The 19,685-nt window shown below is 71.3% G+C and carries 11 protein-coding genes; 3 read left to right on the forward strand and 8 right to left on the reverse strand.

Annotation, left to right across the window (positions count from 1 at the left end; all coding sequences use genetic code 11):
* The first annotated feature begins 72 nt into the window (after positions 1 to 72).
* Positions 73 to 2,019: a non-ribosomal peptide synthetase gene (locus tag AB0G47_RS04905; protein ID WP_360764137.1), complete on the forward strand. Its 1,947-nt coding sequence runs from the start codon at positions 73 to 75 to the stop codon at positions 2,017 to 2,019.
* Here the strand turns inward: AB0G47_RS04905 and AB0G47_RS04910 are convergent.
* Genes AB0G47_RS04910 through AB0G47_RS04945 form a run of 8 tightly spaced genes read right to left on the reverse strand, consistent with a single transcriptional unit; the run spans position 2,003 to position 17,178 of the window.
* Positions 2,003 to 3,250, reverse strand: a complete 1,248-nt coding sequence (locus tag AB0G47_RS04910; RefSeq protein ID WP_360764139.1) for a class I SAM-dependent methyltransferase — start codon at positions 3,248 to 3,250, stop codon at positions 2,003 to 2,005. The genes AB0G47_RS04905 and AB0G47_RS04910 overlap by 17 nt on opposite strands.
* Complete coding sequence (locus AB0G47_RS04915) at positions 3,250 to 9,219, reverse strand: amino acid adenylation domain-containing protein (RefSeq protein ID WP_360764141.1); 5,970 nt, start codon at positions 9,217 to 9,219, stop codon at positions 3,250 to 3,252. Before AB0G47_RS04915 ends, AB0G47_RS04910 begins: the two co-directional genes overlap by 1 nt.
* Positions 9,212 to 11,146, reverse strand: coding sequence for a condensation domain-containing protein (locus AB0G47_RS04920; RefSeq protein WP_360764143.1), 1,935 nt, complete (start codon positions 11,144 to 11,146; stop codon positions 9,212 to 9,214). Before AB0G47_RS04920 ends, AB0G47_RS04915 begins: the two co-directional genes overlap by 8 nt.
* Positions 11,147 to 11,151: 5 nt before the next feature.
* Positions 11,152 to 12,090 (reverse strand): TauD/TfdA family dioxygenase, encoded by a 939-nt coding sequence (locus AB0G47_RS04925; RefSeq protein ID WP_360764145.1) that lies wholly within the window; start codon positions 12,088 to 12,090, stop codon positions 11,152 to 11,154.
* Positions 12,091 to 12,095: 5 nt separating this feature from the next.
* Positions 12,096 to 12,341 (reverse strand): hypothetical protein, encoded by a 246-nt coding sequence (locus tag AB0G47_RS04930; RefSeq protein ID WP_266872218.1) that lies wholly within the window; start codon positions 12,339 to 12,341, stop codon positions 12,096 to 12,098.
* Positions 12,338 to 12,565 carry an MbtH family NRPS accessory protein gene (locus AB0G47_RS04935; protein ID WP_266872217.1) on the reverse strand — a complete coding sequence of 76 codons (228 nt, stop codon included), beginning with the start codon at positions 12,563 to 12,565 and terminating at the stop codon, positions 12,338 to 12,340. The genes AB0G47_RS04930 and AB0G47_RS04935 overlap by 4 nt, the downstream gene beginning before the upstream one ends.
* The gene (locus AB0G47_RS04940) at positions 12,566 to 15,889 is read right to left on the reverse strand and encodes an amino acid adenylation domain-containing protein (RefSeq protein ID WP_360764148.1); all 3,324 of its coding nucleotides are present in this window, start codon (positions 15,887 to 15,889) and stop codon (positions 12,566 to 12,568) included.
* Positions 15,886 to 17,178: an MFS transporter gene (locus tag AB0G47_RS04945; protein ID WP_360764150.1), complete on the reverse strand. Its 1,293-nt coding sequence runs from the start codon at positions 17,176 to 17,178 to the stop codon at positions 15,886 to 15,888. Before AB0G47_RS04945 ends, AB0G47_RS04940 begins: the two co-directional genes overlap by 4 nt.
* Before the next feature lie 209 nt (positions 17,179 to 17,387).
* Between AB0G47_RS04945 and AB0G47_RS04950 the strand changes: the two genes are divergently transcribed.
* Both AB0G47_RS04950 and AB0G47_RS04955 read left to right on the forward strand, forming a co-directional pair.
* Entirely contained in the window at positions 17,388 to 18,836 is a 1,449-nt protein-coding gene (locus tag AB0G47_RS04950; RefSeq protein ID WP_360764151.1) for a radical SAM protein, read from the forward strand.
* A gap of 30 nt (positions 18,837 to 18,866) precedes the next feature.
* Positions 18,867 to 19,682 (forward strand): hypothetical protein, encoded by an 816-nt coding sequence (locus AB0G47_RS04955; RefSeq protein WP_360764153.1) that lies wholly within the window; start codon positions 18,867 to 18,869, stop codon positions 19,680 to 19,682.
* Positions 19,683 to 19,685 lie beyond the last annotated feature (3 nt).

Consider the following 19,685-nt stretch of genomic DNA (forward strand, 5'->3'; position numbering starts at 1 on the left):
GACACCGTGAGCGGCTGTCGCGCCGGGGTCGCCGGGTCACTTTGTCACCACGCGAGAACGGGAGTCGGAGCGGTGGACCAGGAATCGGCACGGAACGACGAGCATCTCTCCCCCACGGACGCATCCACGGACGCATCCACAGACGCATCCACGGACGGCTCCGTATACGACTGGTTCGCCGGGCAGGCGGAGCAGCGGCCCGACTCGCCGGCCGTCGTTCAGGGCGGCGTACGGATCAGCTATCGCGAACTGCACTCCAGAGTCGTCCAGTTGTCCGGGGAACTCCTGGAGCGTGGCGTCGGTCCGGAGCAGGCGGTGGGGCTGCTCGCGGGTCGTTCGCCCGGCCTCGTCGTCGGCCTCCTCGCCGTCCTGCGGGCAGGCGGCGCATACGTGCCCCTAGGTACCGATCTCCCGCCGGAGCGGCTGGCGTTCATGGTGCACGACACATCCATGAAACTCGCCGTAACCGATACCGAGCACCGCCACCGCCTTGCGGGGACATCCGTACGGACCGTGAATCTCCGCGCGGGTGCCGCGCGCGTGACGAGCAGCCCCGTACAGCCTCAGGTCCCGGATCCCGCACGCCTCGCCTACGTCCTGTACACCTCCGGCTCCACCGGACACCCCAAGGGCGTGGCGGTGGAGCATTCCGGCCTGTCGAACTACGTCGGCTGGACGGTGTCCGAGTTCTCCGGCGGACGTCCTGCCGACGCGTATCTGCACACGCCGCTCAGCTTCGACTTCTCCCTGACGAGCCTCTTCCTGCCGCTCGTCACCGGCGGCGCCCTCCACCTCGCCCCGCAGCACCAGGAGGCCGAGGATCTCGCGACGGCCGTCCAGAACCCGGACTTCGACCTGGTGCGCCTGACCCCCTCGCACATCGAGATGCTCACGGCCCGGCTCGGCGGCCGGCGGGGGCTGCGCGGGCCGCGGCAGTTCGTCGTCGGAGGTGAGATCCTGCGCGCCCGCCATCTCACGGCCCTGCGGCGGCTGTTCCCGGACTCGGTGGTCTACAACCACTACGGTCCGACGGAGACCGTGGTGGGCCGCTGCTTCCTCCGCCTTGACGAGACCGCCGGGTTCCGCATCGAGGAGTACGCGCCGGACGACCCGCTGCCGATCGGCCACCCCATTCCGCACACGCGCCTGACCGTGGACGACACCGATGCGGAGCAAGCCGCCCAAGGCGTGGGCGAGTTGGTCATCAGCGGGGCGGGTGTCGCCCGCGGCTATCTCAACCTCCCCGACGCCACGGACCGCGCGTTCAGTGCGCTGCCCGACGGCGAGGGGCGCGTCTACCGCACGGGAGATCTCGTACGCCTCGATCCGCGGGGCCGTCCGGTCGTCGTGGGCCGGGCCGACGGGCAGGTGAAGATCCGGGGCCAGCGCGTGGAACTCGCGGAGATCGAGGCGCTGTTGTGCGCGATGGAGGGCATATGCGCGGCGGCGGTCGTGAAGGCGCGCGAGCCGCGGAGCGTGCTCGCCGCCTTCGTCGTCCCGGACGGGAGCGGCTCGCCGGGCCTCTCTCCTGGCCTCTCCCCAAGCCCCTCCCCAAGCCCCTCCCCAGGCCGCTCCCCAGGCCGCGCCCCGGGCCTCGACCCGGAACCGCTGCGGGCCCGGCTCGAAGCCTCCGTCCCGCCGTACATGGTCCCCCAGCACTTCTCGGCACTCGGCGAACTCCCGCTCACCCGGCACGGCAAGCTCGACCGCCGGCGCCTTCAGGACCTGTTCGAGAAGGAGACCCGGGCGACGCGTTCCGGTCGCGCACAAGCCGAACCCGGCAGCGGCGGGCCCGGCGACGTCCTGCGCAAGGTGTGCGCCCTGTGCGAGCACGTTCTCGGCGTACGCGGTGTCCGCGCCGGTGACAACTTCCTCGACCTGGGCGGGGATTCGATCACGGCGATGAAGCTCGCCACCGCCTGCCGGCGCGAGGGAATCACCGTACGCAGCATCCGTTTCCTCACGGCGGACAGCCTCGCGGACGTGTTCGGCGGGAGCGGGGTCAGCGACGCGCGCTGAGCAGGAACATCTGGCCGGCTTCCGCCGGATCGTGTGCCGCGCGTTCCCGGTCGAGCTCCGCGAGGCGGGCCAGGTGGTCGGCGTTCGTCCCTGCCGCGCCGGCCCCCGTCACCAGCCAGTCGGGGGCCGTGCAGAACGGCGTGGTGCGCACATCGCCGAAGCCCGCCGCCGCGCACTCCGCGCGCAGCGGCTCCCGCTCGGTCAACTGCCCCCGCAGCTGGGCCATTTCCGCCGGGGAGTAGAAGGAGAGGAACGTCTGGAAGCGGCACGCGGGATCCCATGCGCTCACCACCAGGAGCCCTCCGGGCCGCAGCGTGCGGAACGACTCGGCGAGGAAGCGTTCGCGCTGGTCCGCCGACAGGTGGTTGACCGTGCCCATCATGCAGGTGACGAGGTCGAAGGAGCCGTCGCGGAAGGGCATCGCCGTGCCGTCGGCGACGGCGAACCGGCCCGCCGCCCACTGCTCGTCCACGCAGACGCGGACGCCCGCGTCGCTGAGGTCGATCCCGTACGACCGCACGCCGAACCGGTTCAGGACCTGGGGGTAGCGCAGGGTGCCACTGCCGACGTCGAGCGAGGTGCGCACGGCGGAGACATCTCCGACGGCGGTGAGCAGCTGGACGAGTTCAAGCCGCTTCTTGACGCTGTCGTGCAGCCCGGTGTGGTCGAACTGGACGTAGAACAAGGCGTCGTACGCCGCGATCCGGGAGTCGGAGTTCCCGAGCAGACCGCGCGCCTCCAGGTCCCTGACGAGCGACTCGGGACTGTGCGGTCGCACCATCTCCCGGGCGGTCGCACCGGCGCGTGTCCGGCTGTCCTCATGGTGTTTCCAGGCGTCCTCGTACGTGGCGTCCCAGGCGAGCAGCGTCTCGAAGCGGTCGGCGGCTTCGGCGTGCCTGCCCTCCCCCTGCAGAGCCCGTGCGCTGTCGTACAGGAGGCGTTTGTCGTCCTCGCCGGGACCGCTCAGCGCTGCCTGCTGGAAGGCGATGGCGGCGGCCGATTCCGCCCCGAGACGCTCGAAGCACTCACCAGCCAAGTACAGGGCCCGCGCCCGCAGTTGCGGGTCTCCGGCAGCCGCCTGGAGCAGCCCGATCGCCGCGCGGTACTCCCCCGTCGCGGCCAGCTCCCGGCCCGCGTCGAATGCGGCCCGTGCGTCATCGGTGAGCACAAGGGCCTCGTCCTCGGCGCGCACGGCGGTCCCCCCGTTGAGATACGTCGTGAGCGGCTTCATCAGGCGGCACCTGTCCCCGGGGCGTCGTCGGTCAGCGAGTCGAGGGCGCGCTCGAAGTCGTCGAGCAGCTTCGTCATGGTCGACTCGTCGAACAGCTCGGTGCTGTACTCCAGGAATCCGGTGATCTCCCCGTCCGCGTCGGACGGGGAGATGCCGTCCCGCACCGCCTGGCTCTCCTGCAGGACGAGCGCCACGTCGGACCTGGTGGTGTCGAGGCCGGCCTGGACGGGTTCGATGCGCAGCCCCGGAAGTTCGACGCCGGACCGTCCCGGCGTGTTGTTCAGTACGAGCTTGGTCTGGAACAGCGGGCTGTGCCGGCGGCTGCGGGGCGGGTTGAGCGCCTGGACGACCCGCTCGAAGGGCACGTCCTGGTGGCTGAGCGCTTCGAGCACCGTGCCGTGGACGCGCGCGAGGAGCTCACTGCGGGTCGGGTCGCCTGCGAGGTCGACGCGCAGCGTCAGCTGGTTGACGAAGAAGCCGAGCATGTCCTGCGTCTCGGCGGCGGTCCGGCCCGCGACATCGGTGCCGACGGTCACCTCCCGCTCGCCCGTGTGGGCGCACAGGGCCACGCCGAGGGCGGTGAGCAGCACGGCGAACGGAGTGGCCCCGGACTGCCGGCACAGCCGCCGGATCTTCCCCACCGTTTCGGCGGGGATGGCGACGGGGAGCAGCCTGCCGCTGCCGGTGGGCCGGGCGGGCCGTGGATGATCTGTGGCCAGCAGGGGCAGCTCGACGACTCCGGCCAATTTGCGCTTCCAGTACGCCAGTTGGGCGTCCAGGTGGCCCTCGTCGAGCAGGCGCCGCTGCCATACGGCGTAGTCGGCGTACTGGACCGACGGCGTGGCCGGGTCGGGCTCGCGCCCCGCGGCGAAGGCCTCGTAGAACGCGGCGAAGTCGACGTTGAAGAGGCCCAACGACCAGCCGTCGTGCACGATGTGATGCAGCGAAAGGAGCAGGGCGTGGTCCTGCGGGGCGAGGCGCACCAGGTGGGCGCGGATGACCGGTCCCTCGGCCAGGTCGAAGGGCCGGCGGTACTCCTCCCGCACCAGGCGGGTCAGTTCCGCTTCCCGGGCTTCCGCGGGCAGCCCGGTGAGGTCGACCAGCGGGAGCGGCACCGGCTCGGGCGGCCGGATCTCCTGCCGGGGCGCGCCGTCGGGCGCGGTGATCAGGGTCCGCAGCACCTCGTGCCGGGCGACGAGCGCGTCGAGCGCCCGGGACAGCGCCCGGGGGTCGAGCGGTCCACGGATCCGGTCGAAGACCGGCACGTTGTACCGGGGATCACCCGGGTTCAACTGGTCCATGAACCAGAGCCGTTCCTGGGCGCAGGAGGCCGGCAGCACTCCCGTGCGGGGCACGGCGGTCAGCGGCGGCGGCGCGGCGCCGGCCTCGGGCTCCCGCAGCGCGTCGACGCAGGCGGCGAGGTCGGCGAGGGTCCGGTGGTCGAACGGGGCGCGTGCCGGCAGGGCGACGTCCAGGCGCTTGCGGAGGCGGAAGACGACCTGGAGGGTGAGCAGCGAGTGCCCGCCGAGTCCGAAGAAGTCGTCGTCGGGCGTGACGTCACCGCAGTCGAGCAGCTCGCGCCAGATGTCGGCGACGACCTGTTCGGTGGCGGTGAGCTCCCGGGCGGCCACGCCCCATACGGCCCGCTCCACGACGGCGGGGTCCGCCGCGAGTCGGCGCAGCTGGGTGCGGTCCGCCTTCCCGTTCGAGGTGAGCGGGAGCTCGGGCAGCGGCACGTAGTGGGCCGGGAGGAGCGGTTCGGGCAGCCAGCTCCGTACGTGGGCGTCGATGTCCGGAATGGTCACCGCGCAGGCACGGCGCCAGTGCGGGTCGTTGGTGTGCCGCCGTGCGTCGAACAGCTCGGCGGGGGGCGTGGCACGGCGGTGCGTGGGGGTGGCCGGGAGCGCGGCGGAGTCCACGTCGCGGCGCACCAGGACGACGTCGTACGCGCCGTCGGACCGCCCTTCGAGCCAGCTCAGTTCCACCTCGTACGCGCACCGATCGGCCAGTTCCCACCAGTCGTCCGGGGCGCGGCCGTGCGGCGGCAGGGCGCTGGCGCGGGCCCGGAGTTCGCCCACGGAGGACGAAGGCGCACGCTCTTCGATGAGGTCGCGCAGGGCGAGCGCCGCGCCGAGCCGGGCATTGGGTACGCCGGTGAGGCTGAGCCGCTCGGGGCGCTCCCGCTCGACTAGGCGCAGGAGTTCGTCCGGAGTGAGGGGCGATGCGGCCCAGTCGAGCACGGTGCCGGAGGGCTCGGGGACTTCGGGCACCTCGGGGGCCACAGGGGCCTCGGGGCCGACGGTGAGGACGACGTCGTACCGGTAGTGGTTGAGCTCGTTGTCATGGCGGCCGCGCTTGGGCAGGACACGGACCTGCGCGACCCGCGGCCAGCGGGCCGCCACCTCCTCGAACAGCCGTGGATCGACGCACAGTTCCGGGTCGAGGGCGCTCTGGCGGCGGATCCTGGACCGCAGTTCGGCGATGCGCATGTTCGCCGGGGCCCGGTGCGCCTGGACGGAGGTGTGGAACAGGTCGAGCAGCGGCAGGCTGCGCAGATCGCCGAGGAAGACGTGGCCGCCGTCGGGCACCGCGTCGACGGCCTGCCGGAGCACGTCGAGGAGGTAGTCGGCCGAAGGGAAGTACTGGACCACCGAGTTGAGCACCACCGTGTCGGGTGCCGGGTCGCCCGCCTCCGGAGTGAAGCTCTGGTGGGCGGGGGCCGTGCGGACCTCGACCCGGCCGGGCGGCAGGTCCATGGCGGCCACCGTGTCCCGTACGTACGCGACGGCCGGGGCGGAGAGGTCGGTGGCCCGGTAACTCCCGCACCCGGCGGCCATGTTGAGCAGGATCATACCGGTGCCGCTGCCGATCTCCAGGACGTCGCGGGGCCGCAGGGCGACGATGCGGCGGAGCGTGTCGTCGAGCCAGGCACGCATCTCCCCTTCGTCCAGGGGCCGGCCGGTGTAACTGCTGAGCCAGCCCGCGAGGTTGAAGGCGGCGTCGCGGTCGGCGGGCAGATCGCCGTAGGTGGTCTCGTAGAGCCGCCGCCATTCCTCGACGCGGTCGCCGTCCCAGTTCCGCTCGCTCCTTGAGCTGTCCCGCAGGCAGACGAAGGCGACGATCCGTTCGTCGCCGGGCGCGCGGCTGACCACCTCGACGGCGCACTGCCGCACTTCCGGGTGGCTGCGCACCGCGGCCTCGACCTCGGCGGGTTCGAGCCGGTGGCCGCGCACCTTGACCTGTTCGTCCCGGCGGCCCAGGTACTCCAGCTCACCGCTGGGCAGCAGCCGGACCAGGTCGCCCGTCCGGTACAGCCTGGCGCCCGGGGCCGTGCCGAAGGGGTCGGGCACGAAGCGTTCGGCGGTGAGCGCGGGACGCCCCCAGTAGCCCTGGCCCACTCCGGCCCCGCCGACGCACGCCTCGCCGGGCACACCGACCGGCACCGGGCGCAGCGCCTCGTCCAGGACATGGACGCGGACGTTGGTGATCGGCCTGCCGATCGGCACCGGACCCGCGCTGTCCGCCTGCGGGCCGCTCCCCGCGTCGAAGGCGGTACAGGCCACGGCGGTCTCCGTGGGTCCGTACTCGTTGACGATCCGGACATCGGGTGTACCCGCGCGCAGCGCGGACAGGGCGTCTTCGTGCAGCCCCTCCCCGCCCAGGATGACTGTCCGGGCGGGCAGGGCGAGCGGTGCGCCGTCGGCGGACTGCTCAAGGAGTCTCAGGTGCGAGGGGGTCAGTTTGACGAAGCTCAGGTCGGCGGCGTCCGTCAGCAGGTCGCGCAGGGCGGCGTCGGGGGTGTCGTCGGCGGTCGGCGTCGGGAGCAGCACGCGCTGCCCGGCGAGCAGGGGCGCGAAGACGCTCGTCACGGTCAGGTCGAAGGCGAGCGGGGAGTGCACGGGCACGCCCGTCCCCGCGGCCGCGGCGTAGTAATCCTTCGCCCACAGCAGGTAGTTGACGATGTTGCGGTGGGTGAGCAGTGCCGCCTTGGGGCGGCCCGTGGAGCCCGAGGTGAACATGAGGTAGATCAGGTCGTCCGCCGACACGCGGACGTCGGGGGCGGCCGATGGCCGCAGCGCTATCGCGTCGGCTTCGGCGGCCGTCCTGACGACCCGGGCGCCGGCCGGGTCCACCTGCGCCGGCAGGGCGTCGTTCACCACCAGGACGGTGGCCTCGCTGTCGGCGAGCATGGCGTTCGTCCGGGACGCGGGATGCGTGCGGTCGAGCGGCACGTAGGCGGCGCCGGTCTTGAGGATCGCGAGGAGCGCGGTCACGGTCTGGGGTCCGTGGTCCATCAGGACGGCCACCACGGTGCCGGTCCTTGCGCCGGCGTCCCGCAGATGGTGGGCGAGCCGGTTCGCCGCCCTGTCGAGTTCTGCGTACGTCATGGTGTGGTCCGCACGGCTCACCGCGACCGCTTCGGGTGTGCGGGACGCCTGGGCCGCGACCAGTTCGTGCAGGGGGGTCGCGCAGGAATCGGTGCCGGTGTCGTTCCACTCGCTCACGATCCGCCGCAGTTCGCCAGCGGACAGCACCGGCAGGGCGGAGAGGCGCCGTTCGGGGTCGGTGGCGACGGCACGGAGGAGTTCGCCGAGGGAGTCGCAGATGCGGCCGACGGTGGTCGCGTCGAAGAGGTCGGTGGCGTAGTCGACCAGGCAGTCGAGTCCTTCGTCGGTCTCCAGGATGTTGAAGTCGAGGTCGAAGCGGGACGACTCAGTCGCCGTGTCGAGCAGCGTCACCGTCAGGCCGGAAGGGTCGCCGGTGACGGCCGGCGTGTTGTGCAGGGTGAAATTCACCTGGTACAGCGGATTGCGCGCGAGGTCACGCTCGGGGAAGAGCCGCTGGGCGATCAGGTCCACCGGGACGTCCTGGTGGTCGTGCGCCGCCAGGCAGGTCCGGCGCACCCGGGCCAGGTGTTCCGCGAAGTCGGGGTCGTCATCGAGGCGCACCCGGAAAAGGACCGAGTTGGCGAAGAAGCCCACCAGGTCGTGCAGTTCGCTCTGCCGCCGGTTGGCGACGGCCCCGCCGATGAGCAGATCGCTCTGACCGCTGTAGCGGTGGAGCACGGTGGCGAGCGCGGCGAGCAGGGTCATGTGGAGGGTCGCTCCGTGCCGTACGCCCAACTCGCGCAGGGAGTCGGTCAGTTCGGCGTCGACGACGAAATGGTGGGTGGCTCCCCGGTGGCTCTGCACGGGTGGCCGCGGCCGGTCGGTGGGCAGGTCGAGCCGGTCGGGGGCGCCGCTGAGGTGCGTCTCCCAGTAGGCCAGTTGCCGCCGGGCCTCCGCGCCGTCCTCGCAGACCGCCTGCCAGCGGGCGAAGCCGCCGTACTGCACGGTCAGGGGCGGCAGCGGGCTTGGCAGGCCGATCGCGAACGCCTCGTACAGAGTGGTCAGTTCGCGGCCCAGGACGGCGAGGGACCAGCCGTCCACGAGGACGTGGTGGAACACCGAGAGGAGCACCGACTCCTCGGCGGAGAGCCGCAGCAGCCGGAACCGCACGGGCGGGGTCTCCGCCAGGTCGAAGGGGATGCCGTGCTCGGCCTCGATGAGGCGGTCCGCCTCGGCGGCGCGCCGCGCGGGCGGGAGTCCGCGCAGGTCGACGACGGTCAGCTCGACCCGTGCGGCGGCCCGGACGCGCTGCACGGGGACGCCGTCGACCAGGGGGAACACGGTCCGCAGGATCTCGTGCCGGGCCGTGATCTCGTTCAGGCACCGGTGGAGCACGGCCGGGTCGAGTCGCCCGGTGAGCCGGAAGGGGTTCACGCTGGTGTAGCCGGAGTTCTCCGGCTGCAGCGCGCCCAGGAAGAGGATGCGACGCTGCCCCGACGACACGGGCGCGTCCCCGTCGGCAGGGCCTGCGAACAGGCTCAGCGGCGGGGTGATGCCGCGTTCGCGCAGCTGTCCGAGCAGTTCCGTGCGCTGCTTCGCCGTGAGGTTCTGGATCCGCTCGGCGAGGTCGGCTTCAGGCATGGTCCCCCCGTCGCTCCAATGCGTCCACGAGCGCGCTCAGTTCATCGGCTCCCGCGGCACCGGTCTTCCCTGCTGCATCGGAGGCGGCGGCGATCGCCTCGCCGAGGCCCGCGGGGGTGGGCTGCCGGAAGAACGCCTCAAGGGTGACATCGGCGCCGTAGCGCTCCTGGACGTGGGTGATGAGCACCGTCGCAAGCAGCGAATGGCCGCCGCACCGGAAGAAGTTGTCGTGCCGTCCGACGCCTGTGCAGCCGAGCAACTCCTCCCACAGCGCGGCGAGTTCGCGCTCCATGGGGCCGACGGGTGCGGACTTGTCGGACGGCTCCGGGGCGGTTTCGGAGGCGGCGTCCTGCGATGGCGCCGCCGTGAGGCGGCCGTCTCCGCGTGACCGCACCGCGACGCCGGTCGGCCGCGCGGGACCGTCCGGCCTGTCGCGGCGGAAGAGCTCACCGACCGCTCCGGGCGGCGCGGGGTGGCCGTAGGGGTCGCGGACGGTCAGCACGGCATCGGCGGGCAGCTGCGCGAGCGCCGCATCGCCGCGCAGCTCGTCCGGCAGGACGTCCGGGGTGTACGGACGCTCCTCGGCGAGGGGGATGTCCCGCAGGGCGCGGTCGGGCCGCTCTGCGAGGTCCCGCAGCGCCCGCTGCCAGGCGTGGCCCAGGGCCGCGACGGTGTCCTGGTCCCACAGCTCGGTCGCGTAGTCCAGGGTCGCCGAGAGCCGGCCGGCCCTGTTGGTCACGGTGCACACCAGGTCGAAGGTGGTGACGCTGGTGGCCGCCTCGCGCATCCGGATGCCAAGGCCCGGCACGGACAGCTCGTCGTCCGGCTCGGCGATCATCTGGAACACGATCTGGAACAGCGGGTTCCTGTTGGCCCTTCGGGCGCCGCCGTGCGCGGCCACCAACCGCTCGAAGGGCAGTTCCTGGTGGTCGTAGGCGTCGTGACAGGTCTCCGCGGTGGCCCGCAGCACGTCCCGCAGCGTGTGGTCGTCGCGGACCGTGGTCCGCAGCACCACCATGTTCACGAAGGAACCGATCACGTTCTGGGTCTCGGGGCGGGCCCGGCCGGACGTGGTGCCGCCCACGGTGAGATCGGCCCGGCCGCTGTAGCGGTGCAGCGCGACATAGAAGCCGGCGAGCAGGCCCATGAAGAGACTCGCCTCCTCCTCCCGGCACAGGGAACCCAGCCGGCCCGCGAGCCGGTCGTCGAGCGGGACGGAGAGTTCCTGGCCGCGGTAGGAGCGCTGTTCGGGGCGCGGGCGGTCGGTGGGCAGGGGAAGTTCGGGCAGGTCGCTCAGGCGCTCGCGCCAGTGCGCGAGGAGCCGGTCGTGGGCGCCGCTCGTCTCGGCGCGCTGCTGCCAGGCGGCGAAATCCGCGTACTGCAAGGGCAGTTCGGGCAGCCCGTCGGGAGCGCCGGTGACGTGGGCCCGGTAGAGCGCCGCGAGCTCCCGCAGGAGCAGGTCCAACGACCAGGCGTCGGCAACGATGTGATGCAGCGTCAACAGCAGTACGGCCCGCTGGTCGGTGAGGCGGATCAGCGTGGTCCGCAGCAGGGGAACGCGCCGCAGATCAAAGGGTTCGGCGGCCTCCTGCCGGGCCAGGTCGGCGACGAGGTCCTGCTCGTCCGGCGGGGCGTCCCGCCCGAGCAGGGTGCGCAGGTCGAGGATGCGCAGCTCGGGCTCCTGGTCGGTGACGATCTGCTGCAGCTGTCCCTCGTGGACGCGGAAGCAGGTGCGCAGGCTCTCGTGGCGGCGCACGCATCCGCGCACCGCCGCGTCCAGGGCCGCCGGGTCGAGGTCACCGGTCAGGTCGAGGACGCGGGCGACGGTGAACACCCCGGTCCGATGGGCCAGTTCGTCGAGGAAGTACATCCGCGCCTGGGCGTACGACGCGTCGCTCACCAGGGCGGACACCGTTCGTCCCGTCATGGCGGTCACCCCCGCCCGTTCGCCGCGACCGCCTCGGCCATGGCGACGGCGATCGTACGGGGACGGGTGAAGGGCTCCCGGCCGTGCGCGGTGAGCATGTTGTCGATGACCAGGACGTCGTCGCGGGACCAGTCGAACCGCGTGGCCGCCGTCCGGTAGCAGTCGCGTACGTGCGCCATGACGTCGTCGGGGATGTCCGCGCCGTCACCGAAGTAGCTCTGGTTGGGCAGGTCTTCCTCGCCGAACAGTTCGAGCATGCCCTCACGGTTCTCCGGCGACAGCGTCGAGATGTGGAAGATCGCCGCGTGGTTGAACCACACCTCCTCCCCCGTCTCCGGGTGCCGATGGACGGCATCGCGCACCGAGGACGTGCGAAGGCCGCCGTCCGGACGCCACTCGACGGCGACGCCGTTGGCCGCGCAGAACCGCTCCACCTGGGCCCGGTCATCGGTGTCGTAGACCTCCTGCCAGCTCAGCCCGAACTCGGAGCCGAAGTTGCGCACCACCTTCCAGCCGCGCCGCTCGAACTCCTCGCGCACGGCGGGGTCGAGGAGGCTCAGCACGCGGCGCGTGTCGGAGAGCGGGGTCGCTCCTCTGCCGCCCGGTGGCTCGACGCAGTAGAAGTACAGGCTCATCGGCCAGGACACGCGGTAGGAGTTCTCGTTGTGGAAGAAGATCTCTTCGTGCGGCGGGTAGTCGGTGGAGGTGTACACCCGGCCCTTGATGGTGCTGCGGGGCGACGACCGTTCCTCGTAGCGCAGCGGGGCCTCGCCGGACAGTTCACGTACCGCGGACTCGAACCCGTCGACGCCGCCTGCCGTGAAGCCGCGAAGCAGCACGGCGCCGTCGGAGCGCAGCCGCCGGCGGATCGCGGCCCGGTCCCGGCCGATCCTGCCGAGGAGTTCCTCGCCCTCGTGGGCCTCGATGACGTGGGGCAGCTGCACGGCCGTCACTTCCGTCCTGCGGGCGGCTCGAACCGCAGCGCGTCGGCGCAGAAGGCGCGCCACTGCGGCGTCGCCGCGTCCCACAGCACCCCTTGGTCGGCCTGCACGGGGTGGCGTACGACGGCAAGGTCCTCGCGCAGATACACCACGGTGTCGTCGGGCAGCTCCCGCTGCTCCCCCGCAGCGGCTTCGGCCCAGCCGGCGAAGCCGCGCACGTCTCCGAGGAGACAGCCCAGGTAGTACGGCGTCATCCGGCGGCCTCCCGCTCGATCCTGCGGCGCAGGCTCAGCGGCCGCATGTCGGTCCAGACGGTCTCGATGTACGCCAGGCACTCCTCGCGCGGTCCGCCGTGCCCGGTGTCCTCCCAGCCGGCAGGGCGCGGCTGTTCGGCGGGCCAGATCGAGTACTGCTCCTCGTGATTGACGACGACCCGGTATGCGGCCGGGTCGCCGCCGTGCTGCGGTCCAGTGGTCACTCAACCCTCCTCGTACGCGATGCGTCGGCGGGCGACCGGGACGATCCGGTCGGGCGCGCCAGATGTTCGGTCCGTCCCGCCCTGTGCGGCGCAATCGGCGAGCAACCCCTCGACCAGCGGGGCGAGTCGGGCCACGGTCGGAGCCCGGAAGAAGGCCCGTACGGTGATGTCCACGCCCCAGGTGTCGTGCGCTGCCGCGATCACCCGCATCACCATCAGCGAGTCACCGCCGTGGCTGAAGAAGTCGTCGTTGACGCCGATCTCCGCGCGCCGCAGCACGCCGCGCCACAGGTCGAGCAGGGTGTGCTCGACCGGTGTGCGGGCGGGTCTGGCGGTGCCGGGCGGCGCGACCTCGGCGCCGCCGGCCTGCGGCAGCGCGGCGCGGTCCAGCTTGCCGTTCGGGGTGAGCGGAAGTTCGGGCAGCAGCACCAGGCGGTCGGGCAGCATGTACAGCGGCAGATGCTCGCGCACCACCGCGTGCCAGTCCACGCCTTCCTGCCCGGCGCTCGGTACGAGATAGGCGTGGACGCGCCTCGTGCCCTGCTCCTCCGCGGTGAGGACGACGGCGTCCCTGATGCTCGGTGAGCGGCGGAACGCGGCCTCGATCTCGCCGAGTTCGACGCGGTAGCCGCGCACCTTGAGCTGGTGGTCGCGGCGGCCGAGGAACTCGATGCGCAGGCCGTGCGGCCCGTGCCGGTAGCGGCCGCGGTCGCCGGTCCGGTACATCCGCGCGCCGGGCCGGCCGGCGAAGGGGTGCGGCACGAAGGCGTCCGCGGTGCGGCCCGGGGCGTCGAGATAGCCGCGGGTGAGGCTGGGTCCCGCGATGTACAGGGTGCCGGGCACGCCCGGTGGCACAAGGCGCATCCGGTCGTCGAGGAGATACGCCTCGGTACCGGGCAGCGGGGTGCCGATGAGCACGGACCGGGTGTCCTGGTCCTCTGCGCCGACGGTGAAGTAGGTGCTGTCGATGGTGCCTTCGGTCAGGCCGTAGCAGTTGACGACATCCGTGTCCGGTCCGCACAGCCGGCGGATCCGCTCCAGCTCGTCGGCGGGGAAGGTGTCGGAGCCGACGATGAGCAGTTTGAGGAAGGCCAGGTCCTGGCCGCTCTCGGCGATGTGCGCGGCCAGGGTGCGCAGCACCGTGGGCACGAAGTCGGCCACGTCGACGCCCTCTTCGCGCATCAGGCTGAGCAGCCGGGCCGGCAGGAGCAGCGTCTCGCGGGGGCAGACCACGAGGGTCGCGCCGGAGCCTATGGAGCGGACGAGCTCGCCGAGGTAGCCGTCGAAGCTGAAGTTGGCCATCTGCAGATGGCTGCGGATCCGTCCGCGCAGCGCGAAGGCGTGCTCCCACGCGAGCTGGATGCGCCGCAGTGAGCCATGCGTGGCCATGACGCCTTTCGGGCGCCCGGTCGAGCCCGACGTATACATGACATAGCAGAGGCTGTCGGGACCGATCCTGCGCTCGGGCCTGACGCCCGGGAAGCGCCCGGGGTCGGCGCCGTCCGGGCCGGCGACCACACTGCGTACGGGATCGCCGGCGAGGTCGGCGACGATCCCCTCCTGGGTGACCACCACGCCCACCCCCGCGTCGGCGACGATCATCGCCCGGCGGGCGGCGGGGCTGTCGAGGTCCAGCGGCACATGGGCGGCGCCCGCCTTCCACGCGGCGAGGACCGCGACGACGCTCTCGGCGGAGCGCTCCATGTAGATGCCGACGCGGGACCCGGGTGTGACGCCCTCGCCGCGCAGCCGGTGGGCCAACCGGTTGGCGGCGCGGTCGAGTTCGCCGTACGTGAGCCGGGTGTCGCCGTGCACAAGGGCGGGCGCGTCCGGCGTCCGCTCGGCCCACTGCTCGAACACATCGAGGACACAGTCATCGGCGGGCGCGACCGTGGCGCCCGTCGCGGCGTCGAGCAGCAGCGCACGTTCCTCGGGGCCGAGAACACCGGTCAGGCCGACGGACTGCTCCGGGTCGAGGGTCATGTCGTCGAGGACGGACTGCCACAGGCCGAGCAGCCCGTCGATGGTCTCGGCCCGGTAGAGATCGCTGTCGTACTGCGCGAGTACGTCGGTCTGCCCCTCCTCGGCGAAGACGTCGACGGTCAGGTCGAACTTGGCGACGCCGACCTCCACTTCCTCGGCGCGGGCGGTCAGGCCGCCGGGTCCCCTGCGGGTGGCGGGCGTGCCGATGTACTGGAAGGTGACCCCGAAGAACTGGCTGTCGCTCTCGGTGCGTTCGGCGCCGATGGCGGAGACGATGTCCTGGAAGGCGACCGTCTGGTGTTCGTACGCGCCCAGGCAGGTCTCCCGCACCCGGGCAAGCGCCTGCCGCACGGTCGGGTCCCCGGACAGGTCGGTGCGCAGGGCGAGCATGTTGAGGAAGGGGCCGATCAACAGGTCGGCGTCGACTTCCTCCCGCAGGGCGCTCGGCGTGCCGACCACGACGTCGTCCTGGTCCAGGTGGCGTGAGAGAGTGATCACGAAGGCGGTGAGCAGCACCATGAACGGCGTGACGCGTTCGGCTCGGGCCAACTTGCCGACGCGGCGCATCAGTTCGGGGTCGAGCGTCCGGCGCGCGGCGGCGGCCGGCGGGGTGGACCGTTCGGGAGGTGTGCGGTCCGGAGGCAGCCGCCGGACGTCGGTGAGCCCGGACAACTGCTCGCGCCAGTAGGACAGTTCCGCTTCGTATACGGGATCGCCCGCGCGCAGGTGCCGACGCCCGGCGACGATATCGGCGTACTGGGCGGGCAGCGGGATCAGGTCGGGGTCGCGGGACTCGGCCCGGGCGGCGACGAGTTCGAGGAACTCGTCGAGGAAGACCTGCCGGGACCAGCCGTCGCAGATGATGTGATGCCAGTTGAGCAGCAAGGTGTGGTCGTCGTCCGCCGAACGCAGCAGCACCGTACGGATCAGTGGCCCGGTCTCAAGATCGAAGGGGCGCCGGGCGTGCTCATCGGCGAGGCGGCGGGCCTCGGCGGCACGGCGCTCGGGGTGCAGCCCGGTCAGGTCGATCAGCGCGGTGGGCACCGGCAGTTCGGGCTCGACGCACACCCGTGGGACGCCGCCGTCCGCCGGGAAGCGGGTGCGCAGGACGTCGTGCCTGCGGACGATCTCGCCCACGGCGCGGGCGGCCGCTTCGGGGTCGAGCGGTCCGGTGAGGCGGATCGCCGAGCACGCGTTGTACAGCGCGGTGCCGGGGTGCATCCGGTCCAGGAACCAGAAGCTCTCCTGGGCCGGGGACAGCGCGTCTCCGCCGGAAGGCGCGTCCCCGCCGGACGGCGCGGGCCCGGACGGATGCCGGATGCCGGGGGTGCCGAAGCTCATGCGACCTCTCCTGCCGGGCGGTCCGCGGCGTGCGGCCGGGTGATGCCGGTCAGCGTCCCGGTCAGTGCGATGGCCAGGACGACGACACCGATCACGAGACAGACCGTGGTGACACCGACTCCGGCGGCGGCCGCGGTGGTGATGGCCGCACCGACCGGCCCCAGCGCCGTGTGGATGGTCCAGAACGAGGACGTGACCCGGCCGAGGAGATGGCTGGGGGTCACCTCCTGACGCAGTGACATGGATGAGATGCCGGCGATGCCGGTGCACATCAGGGTGGTCGTCATCAGCACGGCGATGACCGGGACGCTCCCGGACAGGCCGATCCCGGCGACGGCGAAACCCGCGAGCGAGAACGCGCTGATCCAGGCAACACCGAACCCGAGCCGTTTGCGCACCCGGGCGACCGCCGCGGAGGCGATGAACGAGCCGACGGTCCCGGCGGTGAGGACCCAGCCGACCGTGGTGTCCGGGTGGCCGAGCTCGTCCTTGACCAGGTAGATGACGAGGTCGGTCAGGCCGTAGATGAGGAAGGTGATCAGCGAGAGGAGCAGTGTCAGCGGCCGCAGCACGGGGTGTGCCCACAGGAACTTCGCCCCGGCCAGGAACTCATTGCGGATGCTGCCGTGTTGGGGTGTGTCGGACCGCCGTGGCCTGCCGTCGAACTTGACGAGCAGAACGCCGAGCGCGGAGACGGCGAAGGTCGCGGAGTCGATGCCGATCGCGGCGGCGGGCCCCGCGGACGAGGCCACGAAGCCCGCGAGCGCGGGTCCGGCGACGCTGGCGACCGCGTACGTCGCGTACAGGTGGCCGTTGGCCTTGGTGATCTGGTCCGGCTTGACGATGGCCGGCACCACGGTCACATAGGTGACCTGGAAGAGCATCGAGAAGCAGCCCGCTATGGGGACGACGGTGTAGATCAGCCACAGAGGCGACGCGGAGATCCAGACCAGCGGGATCACCAGGTAGAGCAGACAGCGCGCCCCGTCGGCGAGCATGAGGAGCCGTCTGCGGTCGAAGCGGTCGGCGATGACGCCGGCGAACAGGCCGGTCAGGATCGACGCGACACCGGTGAGCCCGGTGACGAGGCCCATCTGGAGGACCGAGCCCGTGGTGTGCAGGACGAGCAGCGGCAACGCGACATACGAGAAGGAGTCACCGAGCGCGGAAAGGGTCTGAACGCCTAAGAAAATTCGGTATGCGGGGTTGCTCCATAAAGAGGGCGACCCGCCCCCCGTACCCGTCGGCCGTGCCTGATCCTGGTCCTCGGACAGTTCACCTGACGGCACGGGTTCCCCCCATCCAGATCCGCCGACGGGCAGTACACCACACGCCCCAGAAGGCGTCAAGGACCCCTCTGGCAACGTGTCTTGTTTCAACTTCTTGACGTCAATCTAACATGCATGCTAGAAATTCGATTTCGCTTGGATCGTCTGTGCGCAGCCCCAGTCCCCTCTTCCTTGGAGAGAAATTGCGGGTCGCTTTTGTGCATACTCCCATGTCTACCGTCCCTATTGCGCAGCGCAAAGATTTCTGGCGGAACTTCGACATTCAATACCATGCGGCACATCCCGGTCTCGACCATATGAGAAAGAACATGTGGGAGCTGCCGCACTGGATGCATTGGCTGGCCGGAGTTCTCGTCGCGCACGGCTACAACGACATCGACGTGGTCGACCTGTACACCGATCCGAACACGTTCACACGGCCGGGACACCTCGCCGTGAACGCGGTCGAGTCGGCGTTGCGCGCGCATCCGGCGGACGTCTATCTGTTCTCGCCGATGACCGTGAACCTCTGCTACGCGTACGAGATCTCGGACGCCGTGAAGCGGGTCCATCCGGCGGCCGCCGTGGTGTACGGCGGCGTCGTCGCCACGCCGCTCGCGCACGAGGTGGCCGGCCACCCGAGCGTCGACTACGTCGTGGTCGAACGCGGCGAGCAGGCCCTTCCCGCGCTCCTCGACGCCCTGGCCGACGGACGCGACGTGGCCGACGTCGGCAACCTGGTGCACCAGCGGTCCGACGGCACCACCGCGCGGACGACGCGCCGCTATCCGGATCTGCACCCGTCCGAGATCCCCTTTCCCAAGGTGGACCTTTTCCCTGCGAGCACCGGCGAAGACATCCGCTATTTACGCCAGGTCTACGCTCTGGGCTGCCCCTACAAGTGCACGTTCTGCACCATCCAGACCATCGGCCAGCGCCCCGACTATTTCCCCCTGGACCGCGTACTCGAAGAGATCCGCGCATACCGGGCCCGCTACGGCCGCCATCACAACATCTACTGGGGCGACGAAACCTTCACCCTGCATCCGGACCACACCCTCGAACTCCTTGACCTCCTTGAGAAAGAGGGTGACATCAATTACGACTGCCAGACACGACTGAATTGCCTGACCGATGACCGCATTCTGCGCAAACTGAAGAGCAGTGGCTGCCAATGGGTGGAGATAGGCCTGGAGACCGCATCCCAGGAAAGCCATGAGACGCATAAGCATCACATGAAGTTGAGCGCGACCAGGGAAACCCTCAAAAAGGTCAGGGACGCCGGGCTCGCCGCCTGCTCCTTCACCGTGAACGGCTTTCCCGACCAGAGCCCCGACGACATGCGGCGCAGCATCGACTGGGTGTGCCGACTGCTCGAAGAGGACCTGCTGCAGGCGACCTATCTCTTCGGCCTCGTGCCGTATCCGGGAAGCGCCATGTTCGAGACTCCCGAGCGTTTCGGGATGAAGCTGCTCCACCGCGACTTCAGCCTCTACCACGAGGACCTGCCGCCCGTCTTCGCCACCGACAAGGCCACCCCGGACCAGGTCTACGAGGTGTTCTTGGAGGGCCAGGAGCTGTTCGCGCAGGCCATGGACAAGACCCCGTACTTCGGTTCGGCGCCGGCCCCCGGCACCGCCGATGAGTACGGCACCTTCTGGGCCGATGCCCACGTATAGCCTTCCGCGGCTCGGACAGACGGGAGCACCATGACTTCTTCTCGATGGCACGTACTGCGGGACGGCGACGCGGGCCTGATCCTCACGGTCGCCTTCGACGCCGGACGCGGCGACGCCCGGTTCGCCGACCTGGCGTCTTCCCTTGACGGTCGGCGCGTACTGGAAGGACTGCCGAGGCGGAGCACGGTCGCCGAGCTGGTGGAGCGCGGGGCCGACGACTATGTGACGCCCTGGCTTGAGGAGATCAAGGAGCACGGGCAGCCGGTGCGGGCCGTGCTCGGACACTGCGCGGGGAGCGGGCTCGCCCGCGAACTTGCCGACCGGTTACGGATGTTGGGGCTCGGCACGCCGTCCCTCATCATTTTCGATCCGATCGTGGCCGAAAGCCGCACCCTGGGCGAGGAGTACCGCACCGCCGTGCGCACCCTCGCCGCCCAGCTCTCCCCGGAGGACCTCGACACCGCCCTCGCCGCGGCCCAACCCTGCGATGCCGAACCCTCGTTGACCGGCGCGGCCGTGCTGCCGCTCGCCGAGGCGCTGGAAGCGGCCTACGGGACGGCGGTGGCCGCCGCCTGCGGCCGGCTCTCCGTCGCCCCCGCGGTGCAACAGCAGCTCTCCGACCGCTTCTCCCACTACCTCGCCTACCTCGCCGCGGCGGCCTGGACGCACGCCGGGGATCCGCCGCCGGACACGCCTCCCGCGACGACCGTCCTGTCCGCCACCGGTGGCGTCGGCACCAGCGGCGCCGACCCGCGCGGCACGGTCACCAGTTTCGCCGTGGACCGGACGCGCCTCCTCGCGGACCCCGAGGTCGCGGCGTACGTCTCCCGTGTGACGGGCGGGTGACGC

Source organism: Streptomyces sp. NPDC021622, from assembly GCF_040640795.1.
Taxonomy (GTDB): domain Bacteria; phylum Actinomycetota; class Actinomycetes; order Streptomycetales; family Streptomycetaceae; genus Streptomyces.